This window comes from Methyloligella sp. GL2 (assembly GCF_013341275.1).
GTDB lineage: Bacteria > Pseudomonadota > Alphaproteobacteria > Rhizobiales > Methyloligellaceae > Methyloligella.
Genome location: NZ_CP054476.1, coordinates 139,235 through 152,093, shown reverse-complemented (window position 1 = coordinate 152,093; position 12,859 = coordinate 139,235). Strand labels below are relative to the sequence as shown.

11 protein-coding genes are annotated in these 12,859 nt (G+C 64.2%); 4 read left to right on the top strand and 7 right to left on the bottom strand.

The genetic code is table 11. From position 1 onward, the window contains the following. Positions 1–24: 24 nt before the first annotated feature. Positions 25–600 (bottom strand): peptide-methionine (S)-S-oxide reductase MsrA, encoded by a 576-nt coding sequence (gene msrA, locus HT051_RS00665; RefSeq protein ID WP_246810126.1) that lies wholly within the window; start codon positions 598–600, stop codon positions 25–27. Between the two features lie 221 nt (positions 601–821). On the opposite strand from msrA, the gene HT051_RS00660 reads away from it, so the two are divergent. Then, complete coding sequence (locus HT051_RS00660) at positions 822–2,447, top strand: GMC family oxidoreductase N-terminal domain-containing protein (protein WP_174540246.1); 1,626 nt, start codon at positions 822–824, stop codon at positions 2,445–2,447. A gap of 379 nt (positions 2,448–2,826) precedes the next feature. Next, the gene (gene mbfA, locus HT051_RS00655) at positions 2,827–3,783 is read left to right on the top strand and encodes an iron exporter MbfA (protein WP_174540245.1); all 957 of its coding nucleotides are present in this window, start codon (positions 2,827–2,829) and stop codon (positions 3,781–3,783) included. Between the two features lie 341 nt (positions 3,784–4,124). On the opposite strand, the gene pheT is transcribed toward mbfA, so the two are convergent. From pheT to rpmI, 4 genes are read right to left on the bottom strand one after another with little or no spacing between them, the layout of a single operon-like run. After that, complete coding sequence (gene pheT, locus HT051_RS00650; protein WP_174540244.1) at positions 4,125–6,539, bottom strand: phenylalanine--tRNA ligase subunit beta; 2,415 nt, start codon at positions 6,537–6,539, stop codon at positions 4,125–4,127. Positions 6,540–6,542: 3 nt separating this feature from the next. After that, the gene (gene pheS / locus HT051_RS00645; protein WP_174540243.1) at positions 6,543–7,628 is read right to left on the bottom strand and encodes a phenylalanine--tRNA ligase subunit alpha; all 1,086 of its coding nucleotides are present in this window, start codon (positions 7,626–7,628) and stop codon (positions 6,543–6,545) included. Between the two features lie 48 nt (positions 7,629–7,676). After that, positions 7,677–8,036, bottom strand: coding sequence for a 50S ribosomal protein L20 (gene rplT, locus HT051_RS00640; protein ID WP_174540242.1), 360 nt, complete (start codon positions 8,034–8,036; stop codon positions 7,677–7,679). A 34-nt stretch (positions 8,037–8,070) separates the two neighbouring features. Next, complete coding sequence (gene rpmI / locus HT051_RS00635; RefSeq protein ID WP_174540241.1) at positions 8,071–8,274, bottom strand: 50S ribosomal protein L35; 204 nt, start codon at positions 8,272–8,274, stop codon at positions 8,071–8,073. A 424-nt stretch (positions 8,275–8,698) separates the two neighbouring features. Here rpmI and HT051_RS00630 point away from each other — a divergent pair, with 424 nt between their 5' ends. Continuing rightward, complete coding sequence (locus tag HT051_RS00630; RefSeq protein WP_208454348.1) at positions 8,699–10,246, top strand: bifunctional diguanylate cyclase/phosphodiesterase; 1,548 nt, start codon at positions 8,699–8,701, stop codon at positions 10,244–10,246. A gap of 63 nt (positions 10,247–10,309) precedes the next feature. On the opposite strand, the gene infC is transcribed toward HT051_RS00630, so the two are convergent. Continuing rightward, positions 10,310–10,831 (bottom strand): translation initiation factor IF-3, encoded by a 522-nt coding sequence (gene infC / locus HT051_RS00625; RefSeq protein ID WP_174540239.1) that lies wholly within the window; start codon positions 10,829–10,831, stop codon positions 10,310–10,312. Positions 10,832–11,148: 317 nt separating this feature from the next. Here infC and HT051_RS00620 point away from each other — a divergent pair, with 317 nt between their 5' ends. Beyond that, positions 11,149–11,499, top strand: a complete 351-nt coding sequence (locus HT051_RS00620; RefSeq protein ID WP_174540238.1) for a hypothetical protein — start codon at positions 11,149–11,151, stop codon at positions 11,497–11,499. On the opposite strand, the gene HT051_RS00615 is transcribed toward HT051_RS00620, so the two are convergent. Then, positions 11,496–12,797 (bottom strand): O-antigen ligase, encoded by a 1,302-nt coding sequence (locus HT051_RS00615; RefSeq protein WP_174540237.1) that lies wholly within the window; start codon positions 12,795–12,797, stop codon positions 11,496–11,498. The two genes, HT051_RS00620 and HT051_RS00615, sit on opposite strands and share 4 nt — an antisense overlap. Positions 12,798–12,859 lie beyond the last annotated feature (62 nt).

Below are 12,859 nucleotides of genomic sequence, written 5' to 3'. Positions count from 1 at the left end.
TTCCCTTTCAGCCTGCCACCCGCTTTACGAGTGTGCCGGTCCCCAAATTTCTTCCAGACGCTGAGCCCGGCCGCAATTCCATTTATAGAATTTGTAGCTGATCGGATTCTTGTGGTGGTAGTTCTGGTGATAGTCTTCCGCCGCCGTGAAGGTGGTCGCCGGCTTGATCTCGGTGTCGACTTTCTCGCCGAATTTCGTCGCGATATCCGCCTTGGTCTTCTTGGCCAGCGCCTCTTCTTGCGCATTTCCGGTGAAGATCACCGAGCGGTAGGCCTCGCCCTTGTCGCAAAACTGCCCGCGCGGATCGAACGGGTCGATATTGTGCCAATAGGTGTCGAGCAGGGCGGCGTAATCCACCTTGGACGGGTCGTAGGTGACCTTCACCGCCTCCTGATAGCCGGCATGGTCGCCATAGGTCGGGTTCGGCTTGGTGCCGCCGGCATAGCCGGAGACCGTCTCGGTCACGCCTTTGACGCCGTCGAACGCCGCCTCCACGCACCAGAAGCAGCCGCCGGCGAAGATCGCCGTCTCGCTTTCCGCTGAGGCCGGGCGGGGCGCCAGGCCGAACACCGCTGCAAGCATCAGAGCCGCGGCCGTCATCGCCGCGCGCCGTCCTATCCGGGTCTCTCCCATCGAACGCTCCTTACGTCTTGTCGTTGCGGTGAAGATAAGCGAGCCGCGCACCGCCCGGAATGGCCTCTCGCAAAGCCGTGAACGGAAGTGATGCGCGATCAAGGCGGCGGCACCGCCGCTTTTCCGCCGCAGCAATACCGCTTTAGAACCTTCCCAGATTTCGCTATTGGGTAGGGATGCGCACACCCTTGAGCTCATCCGCCGAGCACATGCAGCCGGCCTATGACGTCGTGGTCGTCGGCTCCGGCTACGGCGCCGGCGTCGCCGCCTCGCGCCTCGCCCGCGCCGGCCAGCGGGTCTGCGTCATCGAGCGCGGCCGCGAGGTCGCCACCGGCGATTTTCCCGCCCGCCTGCCGGAGCTGCGCCGCGAGCTGCAGATCCGCGGCGGCAAGATGCGCTCCGGCGCCGAAACCGGGCTGTACGATTTCCGCATGGGCGAGGATATGCACGTGCTGGTCGGCTGCGGCCTTGGCGGCGGCTCGCTGATCAACGCCGCCGTCGCCCTGCAGCCCGAGCCGCGCGTTTTCCAGGACGCGGCCTGGCCGGAAGAAATCCGCCAGGACGGGCTGATCGATCTCGGCTTCGAGCGCGCCCGCGCCGGGCTCTCGCCGACGCGGTTCTCCGAAGCGGCCCGTCTGACGAAGTTCAAATCCCTGCAGAAGATCGGCGAAGGGATGGGCAAGGCGCCGGTGGCCACACCCGTGGTGGTGAATTTCGAGGACCGCACCAACTGGGCCGGCGTCGAGCAGCCGGCATGCGAGCTGTGCGGCGATTGCTGTTCCGGCTGCAATGTCGGGGCGAAGAATACCATCGCGCTGACCTATCTGCCCGATGCCAAGGCCCATGGCGCGGAGATCTTCACCGAGATCACCGTCACCCATCTGGAGAAGACCGAAGATGGCTGGCGCGTGCATATCCGCGACACCGGTGCAAAGGACGGCGCGGAGCGCTCAATCGCCGCCCGCTCGGTGATCCTCGGCGCCGGCACGCTGGGCTCGACGGAGATCCTGCTCCGCTCCCGCGAGAACGGCTTGCCCGTCTCCGACCGGCTCGGCACCGGCTTTTCTTCCAACGGCGATATCATCGCCTTCGCGCTGGGCAAGGAGACAAGGGTCAATGCCATTGGCGTCGGCACCCCGCCGAAATTCGTCGGCGACGCGGTGGGGTCTTGCGTCACCGGCCAGATCGAGCTGCCCGACGAGCAAGACGTCAATCTCGGCATGACCATCCAGGAGGGTGTGCTTCCCTCGGCGGTGGCGCCGCTTCTACCGGTCTTCTTCGTCTCCGGCGGGCGTCTCCTCGGCGCGGCGCAAAGCCTGGTGAAGGGCGTCTATGAAGGCCCGCTCTCCCATCTCCACACCTTCTTCGTGGTCTCCCACGACACCGCTTCCGGCAGGCTCACGCTAGAGGACGGCAAGCTGAAGCTGCGCTGGCCCAAGGTGGAGGAGGAGCCGGTCTTCGCCCGGGTCGATGCGGCGCTGACCAAGGCTGCCGAAACCGTCGGCGCCCGCTATATCAAGCATCCGCTTTCCGCCACCGGCGCCAAGCCGGCCACGGCCCATCCGCTCGGCGGCTGCGGCATGGGCGAGGATGCAAGCTCCGGCGTGGTCAATCACAAGGGCCAGGTCTTTGCCGGGGTAAGCGGCGAAGCGGTGCATGACGGGCTCTATGTCTGCGACGGCGCGGTGATCCCCCGCTCCATCGGCTGCAACCCGCTGCTCACCATCACCGCGCTCGCCGAGCGCACCATGCTGCTCTACGCCCGCGACCACAATTTCGGCTTCGACACCGCCACCCGCATCGCCGCGGAGTAGGCTTGAGGCCAAGGTCTCGCCCCCATTACAGTCGTCATGCCCGGACTTGATCCGGGCATCCACGGAGTACTGGCACCGCATCTAAGACGTGGATGGCCGGGAGGTCTTTTTGCGCTACCGCTCCGCTGCTTGAGCGCGAGCCCGGCCATGACGAAGCCGAGAACGGCGTCGGTCGGCCCCTGCGGCGTCATCCTCGGGCGAGCGAAGCGAGACCCGGGGATCCAGGGCGGTGGATTCTGTGCGTGCCGCCCTGGATTGCCGGGTCAAGCCCGGCAATGACGCTATGATGGGCCGCGCAAATTCGCCTCACCGCCCTTGCCACCTACACGCCAACCCTATATTTTAGAACTATTCTAAATACGCATATTGGACGTCCGGAATGAAACGTTTCTCCGAACTCACCGAAGAGCAGATCGTGGCGCTCGCCATCTCCCTGGAGGAGGAGGACGCCCGCTTCTATCGCGACTATGCCCGCGCGCTGGAGGAGCACTATCCCGCCTCGGCCGAGGTGCTGCGCGAGATGGCGAAGGAGGAGGACCATCACCGGCAATGGCTGATCGACCTCCACCGCAAGAAATTCGGCGAGCACATCCCGCTGATCCGCCGCCAGGACGTGCACGGCTTCGTGCAGCATAAGCCGGTCTGGCTGATGAAGGCGGTGGGCCCGGAGCGGGTGAGGAAGCAAGTCGAGGAGATGGAATACGAGACGCGGCGCTTCTACGAGCAGGCCATGTCACGCGCCACCGACGCCGGCATCCGCAAGCTCTTAGGCGATCTCGCCCAGGCCGAGCAGAGCCACGAGGTGCTGGCCGAGAAGCTGGAGGCGAAGATCGTCGATGCCTCGGCGGAAGCCGCCGAGAAGGAGACCCGCCGCCGCCTCTTCGTGCTGCAGATCGTGCAGCCGGGGCTCGCCGGGCTGATGGACGGCTCGGTCTCGACTCTGGCGCCGATCTTCGCTGCCGCGTTTGCCACCCACGACACCTGGGCCACCTTCCTGGTCGGCCTTGCCGCCTCCATCGGCGCCGGCATCTCCATGGGCTTTGCCGAGGCGCTTTCCGATGACGGTTCGCTGACCGGGCGCGGCCATCCCTGGCTGCGCGGCCTGGTCACCGGCGCCATGACCGCCATCGGCGGGCTCGGCCACACCTTGCCGTTCCTGATTGGCAATTTCTGGACCGCCTTCGTGGTCGCCTGCGTCATCGTCGTGGTGGAGCTGTGGGCCATCGCCTGGGTGCGCGCCCGCTATATGGACACCCGCTTCCTGCAGGCGGTGTTCGAGGTCGTCCTCGGCGGCACCATCGTCTTTGCCACCGGCGTGCTCATCGGGAGTGCGTGAGGGTACGGCTTGCGCCCTCTCCCCGACGGGGAGAGGGCTTTCCGCCACGATCTTGGCCACAGGCCAAGTCGTTCGGCGGAAAGGGTGAGGGGGCTGCGCGCTATCGAGAGTTTGTAACCCCTCACCCGGAACGCATGCTGCGTTCCGACCTCTCCCATTGGGAGAGGTGGATCACGACGTCTCGCTCAACCGCCTTCGTCATTGCCGGGCTTGACCCGGCAATCCATGCCGTTTCGCTTCGGCTTGTTCAGTGCCAGAAGTGTGCCGAGGCGCGAGCTGCGCGGGAACGGCGTGGATGCCCGGATCAAGTCCGGGCATGACGACGGAGGAGGCGGCGAAGCCTAACCCCGCAACTCGCCGCCCGTCGCTTTGACCACCGCGGCGACGATCTTTTCCGCCACCGCGTCGATCTCCTTGTCGGTCAGGGTCTTTTCGATCGGCTGCAAGGTCACCTCGATAGCGAGAGACTTCTTGCCCTCCGGCACGCCTTTGCCGGTGAACACGTCGAATAGGCCCACATTCGAGATCAGTGCCTTGTCGGCGCCGCGGGCAGCGCGCAGCAAATCGCCGGCGGGGACGTCCGCATCCACCAGGAAGGCGAAGTCGCGGCGCACGGCCTGCAGGTCGGAGGCGCCGAGCGCCGAACGGCTGCGGCCCTTACGCTTCGGCTGGGGCAGCGCGCCGAGATCCAGCTCGAACGCCGCCATCGGTCCGTCCGCGCCAAGCGCTTCCAGCGTGAGCGGGTGGATCTCGCCGAACACGCCAAGCGTCACTTTCGGCCCCAGCTTGAACGAGCCGGACCGGCCGGGATGGAACCAGTCGGGGGCTTCGGCCACGATCATCAGATTCGAGGCATCAAGCCCCAGCGCATCGAGCAGGGCGGCGAGATCGGCCTTGGCGGCGAACACATCCGCCGGCTTGGCATTGCCGGCCCAGTCGCGCCCCGAGCCCTCGAGCCCGATATTGCCGAAACGCACGCCGCTTGCGGCAATCCGCTGATCCTCCGGCTGGTCGCCGCCGTAAATCTGGCCGAGCTCGAACAGCGCCCCGTCATCGAGGCCGCGATCGGCATTGCGCTGCGCTGCCGTGATCAGCCCCGGCAGCAGGCTCGGCCGCATATCGGAAAGCTCGCTGGAGATCGGATTGTCGAGCACCAGCGAAGCCTGACCGCCGCCGAAGGCCTCGGCCTCTTTTTTCGGAATGAACGACCAGGTCACCGCCTCGACCAGGCCGCGCCCGGCAAGCAGCCGGCGGGCGCGCCGCTGGCGCTTCTGCATCTCGGTCAGCACCGGCTTGGCGACCCCGGAAACGCGCGGCATCGGCGTGGCCGGGACGTTGGCGACGCCCACCAGGCGCACCACCTCTTCCACGATATCGGCGGGGCCAAAGACATCCGGGCGCCAGGAGGGAACGCTGACCTCGAACACCGGCGCGCTGCCGCGAAGCCCGAAGCCGAGCGCGGTCAGCAGCTGTTCGATCTTCTCCGGCGCAAGTTCCAGACCGCTGAGCCGCTTCACCTCCGAGATATCGAAGCTGAAGGACGAATTACCCTCCGGTGCTTCGCCGGCGATTTCGATTTCCGAAGCCTCGCCACCGCAAAGCTCCAAAACCATCTCGGTGGCAAGCTCAAGCCCCGGCACCACAAAGGCCGGATCGACGCCGCGCTCGAAACGGAACCGCGCGTCGGAAATGATATTCAGCCGGCGGCCGGTCTTCGCCGTGCGGATCGGATCGAAATAGGCCGATTCGATGAACACGTTGACGGTCTCCTCGGTGCAGCCGGTCTCCTCGCCACCCATGATGCCGCCGAGCCCGAGCACGCGTGCATCGTCGGCGATCACGCAGGCCTCAGCGTCCACCTCATAGGTCTTGCCGTCCAGCGCTTCGAAGCGCTCGCCCGTCTCGCCGAGCCGTGCCTTGATCGTGCCCGACAGCTTGTCGGCGTCGTAGACATGCAGCGGCCGCGCCCGGTCGTAGGAGATATAATTGGTAATATCGACCAGCGCGTTGATCGGCCGGAGCCCGATCGCCTTCAGCTTGGCCTGCAGCCAGTCGGGGCTGGGGCCGTTCTTGACGCCCTTGACCACGCGGCCCGCAAAGACCGGGCAGGCGCTTGCCGTCTCGGCCGAGAACTCCAATGCGATCGGCTGCGGATTGGCAAAGCTGCCCTGCACCGGCGCAACCGGCTGATCTTTGAACGTCCCGAGCCCGGCTGCCGCCAGGTCCCGTGCAATACCGGAGACCGCCAGGCAGTCGGGGCGGTTCGGGGTGATGGCGATATCGATCACCGCATCGGTGAGCCCCAGTGCCGCCGCCGCCGGGCTTCCGACCTCGGCGTCTTCGCTGAGTTCGATGATACCGTGATGCTCGTCGGAGAGCTCAAGCTCCCGCTCCGAGCACAGCATGCCGAAGGATTCCACGCCGCGGATCTTCGCCTTGGTCAGAGTCAGATCGATGCCGGGCACGTAGGTGCCGACGGGAGCGAACACCCCTTTCATGCCGGCATGGGCGTTGGCCGCGCCGCACACCACCTGGAACGTGCCGTTGCCGGTCTCGACCGTGCAGACCTGCAGCTTGTCGGCGTCGGGGTGCTTCTCGCATTTGGCGACGTAGGCCACGGTGAAGGCGGAAAGCGCTTCGGCCGGATCGACGATCTCCTCCACCTCCAGACCGATCTCGGTCAGGGTGTCGGCAATCTCCGCTAAGGAGGCGTCGGTCTCAAGATGCTGCTTGAGCCAGGAGAGGGTGAACTTCATCGCCTAGCTCAGCCCCCCGGCAAGAGTGGGTACGGCCAGCGGCACGAAGCCGTAATGCTTCAGCCAGCGCAAATCGGCGGCGAAGAAGGCGCGCAGATCCGGCATGCCGTATTTCAGCATCGCCAGCCGGTCGATGCCGACGCCGAAGGCAAAGCCCTGATAGCGCGCCGGGTCGAGATCGACGTTTCGCAGCACATTGGGATTGACCATGCCGCAGCCCAAGATCTCCAGCCACTCGTCGCCCTCGCCGATGCGGATCTCGTCGCCCACCTTGGCGTAGCCGATATCCACCTCCATGGAGGGCTCGGTGAACGGAAAATAGCTGGCGCGGAAGCGCATCTTCACGCTGTCCACCTCGAAGAACGCCTTGCAGAATTCTTCCAGCACCCATTTCAGATGCCCCAGATGCGTCTCCTCGTCGACGACAAGACCTTCGACCTGATGGAACATCGGCGTGTGGGTCTGATCGGAATCGGAGCGGTAGACGCGGCCTGGCGCGATGATGCGCAGCGGCGGCTTTTCCTTAAGCATGGTGCGGATCTGCACCGGGCTCGTATGGGTGCGCAGCACGGGGCGCGATCCGTCCTCGCGGCGGCCAAAATAGAACGTGTCGTGGTCCTGCCGCGCCGGATGCTCTTCGGGAATATTCAGCGCCGTGAAATTATGGAAGTCGGTCTCGATATCCGGCCCCTCGGCGATGGAGAAGCCCATATCGGCGAAGATCTCGGTGATCTCGTCGATCACCTGGCTCACCGGATGGATGCGGCCCTCGGCCAAAGGCCCGGGGCGCACCGGCAGGGTGATGTCTTCGCGCTCCGAGGCGAGCCGCTCTGCCATCGCTGCGCGGGCGAGCGCTCCGCGCTTTTCTTCCAGCGCGGCGCCAATCTCGTCTTTCAGCGCATTGACGGCTTGGCCGAAGCTCTTGCGCTCTTCCGGCGCCATGCCGCTGAGCGTCTTCATCAGCTCCGAGATGCGGCCCTTCTTGCCGAGGCTGGCAACGCGCACCTCGTCCAGGGCACTCAGATCGGACGCCGCGTCGATAGCCGCCAGAAGCTCGGTTTTGAGTGTATCGAGCGTGGCCGCGGTCATCGTCGATGTCCTTGAGAAGTCCGAGTAATCCTTGAACGCGTGGGCGTTTTACGCCTTGGCGGCGGAGGCGGCAGCCTCCACCAGGTTCTTGAAGGTCTCCGGCTCGCGCACGGCGATATCCGCCAGCACCTTGCGGTCCAGCTCGATACCCGCCTTGTTCAGCCCGTCGATGAAGCGGCCATAGGTCAGGCCGTTGGCGCGGGCGGCGGCATTGATGCGCTGGATCCAAAGCGAGCGGAAGCTGCGCTTGCGGACCTTGCGGTCGCGATAGGCATACTGCCCGGCCTTGTCGACGGCCTGCTTGGCGACGCGAATGGTATTCTTGCGGCGGCCGTAATAACCCTTGGCCTGCTTGATCACCTTGCGGTGGCGAGCATGGGTGGTAACGCCGCGTTTCACACGGGACATATCGGTGCTCCTTTAGAGAAAGGCTTCCCTGGGCCTAGCGGCCGTAGGGGAGAAAATGCTGCTTCACGACCTTCGCGTCCTGATCGGACAGGACGAAGGTGCCGCGGGCGTTACGGATGAACTTGTTGGTACGCTTGATCATTCCGTGCTGCTTACCGGCGGCCTGGCATTTCACACGGCCCTTAGCCGTGATCTTGAAGCGCTTCTTGGCACCGCTCTTGGTCTTCATCTTGGGCATTTCGCTTCCTTACGCGTTGAAGCCGGGATGCATCGGGGCAGCCCGGCGTGTCAGAAAACATCCGATTAGGATGAACGAAGCATTGCGAACCGCCATGGCATGCCCCGCCAGGCCGTTCTGCTAGCCAGCGCCTTATAAAGCGCGGCGCCTTGGGAGGCAAGGGGTGTGAGGCCGCGATTGGCGAGCCGATTTGCCGCCGATTCCGCGGCGGCGACCGCCTTCTATTTTATCCAAAGCATTAAGACTCGGTTGGGGCGCCGGTTCTTACAATCAGATAAGACCCAAGCGTCTGAAGGATAAATAGATTTCGGTTTCTTACATCATGCGTATGACTGATTTTCTATGGCTTCCAAAATGGCGTGCGAACCGCGCTACGGCATGGCTGAAACGAAGCTGGCGGAGGCGCGAGCGGCGCGACGCGCTAGTGCTCGCCATCCTGGCTGTTGTCGTTTTCGTCGTTTTCTACGTGATCGACTTTCATGACCAGCTGCATCACTTTCTTGCTCGCAACGAGGCGTGGGAACTCGACGAAGTGCTCCACGCCCTCACGCTGGTGGGTATTGCCGGCTTCGTCTATGCGGTGCGGCGGCTGACCGATCTGAGACGCGCGATCCGGAAGCGCGTCGAGGCGGAGGAGAAGGCCTCCATGCTTGCCAGACACGACGCCATGACCGGTCTTCCCAACCGTCCAGGCTTCGTGGAGCTCGTCGGGAACCGCGCCGACACATTGCGGCCCGGCGAGAACTTGGTCGTGATGATCGTCGATCTCGATCATTTCAAGTCGGTCAACGATCTCTATGGTCACAGAATGGGCGATGAGGCGCTGCGCACCGTTGCGCGCCGGCTGATCGCCATTGTCGGCAATAGGGGCGATGTGGCCCGGCTGAGTGGCGACGAATTCGGGATCGTTTTGCAGTTCGACGACTCCGAGACGGCGTTCCGGGTCGCGCGGCGGATCGTCCATGAAGCCTCCGAGCCGATCCTGCTCGACGAGCTATCGGTGGAGGTCGGAGCCAGTATCGGCATTGCCGTCTACGATCCGGTTGAGACATTCGCAACCGATTGCGCCGATTGCGAAGGCGGCCGGGTGAATACCCTGCTGCGCCGCGCCGACATGGCCATGTACCGCGCCAAGACCGAAGGCCGCGGTGCCTATCACTTCTTCGACGCCGATATGGACGAGCGGCTTCGCCAGCGGATCCAGCTCGAGCGTGAGATGAGGCAGGCCATCGAGGAGGGCGAGATCGTCCCGTATTTCCAGCCTATCGTCGATCTCCGCTCCGCCGAGCCGGTCGGCTATGAGGTGCTGGCCCGTTGGGATCACCCGACGCGCGGTCGGTTGGGCCCGGATGCCTTTGTCGCCATCGCCGAGGATACCGGGCTTATCGGCCAGCTCACCTACAAGCTGCTGGACAGCGCGGTTGCGGCCGCTTCCCACTGGCCGGAGCATATCTATATCGCGGTCAACCTGTCGCCGCGCCAATTCACCGACACGCTGCTTTGCGAGCGGATCGCTGCCATCCTGGCGCGCCACGACTATCCGCCGCGGCGTCTGGAGATCGAGATAACCGAAACGGCCATGCTGCGCCGGCTTGCCGAGGCCAAGACGACCTTGGCGGCACTTCGTAAGCTTGGCTTTCGCATTGCGCTCGACGATTTCGGCACCGGCTATGCCGGTCTGAAGCACCTACGCGAATTGCAGCTCGATACGCTGAAGATCGACCGCTCCTACATCACCCATATCGCGGAGGATAAGGGGGCATGCGATCTTGCCGCGGCGATGATCCGCCTCGGTGCTGCGCTCGGCCTGAACGTGACCGCCGAGGGCATCGAGACGGAAGCGGTGCGCCGCCGCCTGATCGAGCTCGGTTGCCGCCAGGGACAGGGCTATCTCTTCGGCAAGCCGGCCCCGGCCGCCGAGCAGCACCCGGCGGCGGAGCTTGCCGCAGAGCTCAAACCCAAGGTCGCATGAACGTGTGTCACATAAATCTGGCTTGAGATAGTGCGCGGGCCGGTGCCGATTGCGCCGCCGCCATTAGCGCGGGGCCAGCACCATGACCATCTGGCGGCCTTCGAGCTTCGGCTCCGACTCGACCTTCGCCAGCTCATTGGTGTCTTGCTTGACCCGGTTGAGCAGCTGCATGCCGAGTTCCTGATGCGCCATCTCGCGGCCGCGGAACCGCAAGGTCACCTTGACCTTGTCGCCTTCCTCGAAGAACCGCTGAATCGATCGCATCTTCACGCTGTAATCATGGATGTCGATATTCGGCCGCATCTTGATCTCTTTGATCTCGACGGTGCGGGTCTTTTTCCGCGCCTCGGCGGCCTTCTTCTGGGCCTGGTACTTGTATTTGCCGAAATCCATGATCTTGCAGACGGGTGGCTCGGAATTCGGCGCGATCTCGACGAGGTCGAGCCCCGCCTCCATAGCGCGCGCGATACCATCCTCGATCGCGACGGCGCCGATATTGTTGCCGTCCTCGTCGATAAGCTGGATTGTCGGTGATTGAATGCCCTCATTGGTGCGTGGGCCCTCCCGGTTGGGAGTAATCTTCATTGGCCGTCTTGCGATGTGTCGATCTCCTCTGTTGCAGAACGGTTCGCGGAGGCTATGTCTTTCTTAGAGTCGTCCGCGACAGCCCGCCTTTACGGCGCTGCGTTGCAATTTCTATAGGATGGGAAATAGGCCTGACAAGTCAATCGCCGCAAGAGGGCACATGCTCTAAGCTGCGGCAAGTGTGGCCGAGAATCGCGACTTATGCTGCGAAAGCCTGGGCGCGGGGTCATGCGGGGGACGATTGTGCCCCATAGCGATAGCGGAGAGGGGCAATGCACACGGCTCGGACAAAACGCGTTTCCAATCGGGTATTGGCGATGGCATCGGCCATCATGGTGGTCGCTGCGGCGGCCTGCTCGGCCACGCCGGCAGCCGCATTCAGCGAATGCGTCATGTTTTCCGGCACCGCCGACGGCATCGTGAAACCGGAGGCGGTCGACGATTCCCGCGGCGCGCTGCAGGAGGCGATCGGCGAATGGCGGACCGAACATCCGGGCGTGACCGGGGTAATGAGCGCCGCCAAGCCGAAACCGAAGCCCTATTGGCGCAGCGGTGTCCGCGACGACCTCTATGTCTCGCCCGTGGTCGACAGGCAGGCCTATACGCTGTGCTGGCACGGCGTCGTCTCGCCCTATGTTTGCACCTCCGGTGCCAGACTCTGTCACTAGCTTTGGGCTTCGGTGGCGGCCGGCAGTTTCCGCGCCGCAACGACAGCTAGGGCGCCATAGATCGCCGGCAGGCCTGCTAGGGCCATAAGCCAAGTCTGCCACATGCCCCAGCCCGACGCCGAGATCGTCGCGAATGCGGCGAAATGGGCGAGCATGAAGGCTCGGTTAGGCGAGGCGAGCCGGCCGATCACGCCTAAAATCGCCGCTCCGGCGGCCATGAATAAGATGACGCCGATCACGCCCAGCTCGTACCAGGTCTGCAGATACTCGTTATGGGCGTGCGGTCCCGCATACCAGGCATAGCTGCCCTTTTTCTTCGCCTCTTGCGATTTGGCGCGCAGCTTCGGCTTGGCGCTTTCGGCGCGCGTGGTGCTGATGCCGATCCCGCCGATCGGCGCTTTGTGCACATCCTCCGCGGTATAGGCCCAAAGGATGATGCGGGCGCGGCCGGAATAGGGAATCCACTCGGCCTCGTGCAGCCCGTTGTTAAAGGCAGAGACCGCGAGCGGAATGACCAGCGCGAAGGCCAGGCACCACGCTGCCGTGACACCAAGCCAGGCGCCGCGCGGCCAAGCCAGCGCGACGGCGAAGACGATCAGGCTGATCGGCAAGGCGATCTGCGAGGTATCGTGTGCGGAGGCATAGATCGCGATCGCACTGCCGACAGCGAGGATCGTGCCGAGCGCCTGGCACACGCGCCCGCCCCGAGCGACGAAGAGGTAGAGCAGCGCCGGCCACAGGCTGATCAGCAATACGCCGACATCGCGATTGAGCTCGAAAGTCGGGATCCGCCGGATTTCCCCGTGGCGGATGACGAACCCCTTGGTGCCGTGAGGCACGGCGAAAGAGAAATTGTTGTAGACCGTACGCGCCAGCCATTGATGGGTGGCGAGCTCGAACAATAGAAACGCCAGACCGAAAGTGGTGCCGAGGGCAAAGCCCATTCCAGCCGCCTTGGCCCGTTGCACCGGCCATTCTATCAACGCACGGACAGAGCCGTAGGTGAGAACCGCGAAGAGCAGGAACACCGCGGCTTTCCCGAGTGCACGCTCGCTATCGGCGGACCAGGTCGCGTTGACGAAGAGATAGGCGCCGGCGGCAATAAGCAGAACGAAGGTGAGGTCGAGCTTGAAAAGCTCCCGCAGCTTCGTCCCTTCCAGCAGCGCCAGAACGATGACCACCGAGGCGAGCACGACCAAGGTGGTCACGGTCAAGCGCGGGGCGATGATGCAGAGAAGTGGCGCAAGGAAGAACAGTGGCGGAAGCGCCACAGCCAGCTTCGTCGCGAAGTTGCGCATAAAAGTGCCCTGCGAAATGGCTGTCGTCATGGAAACGATCAAGCCAATAACTCAATCCGTGG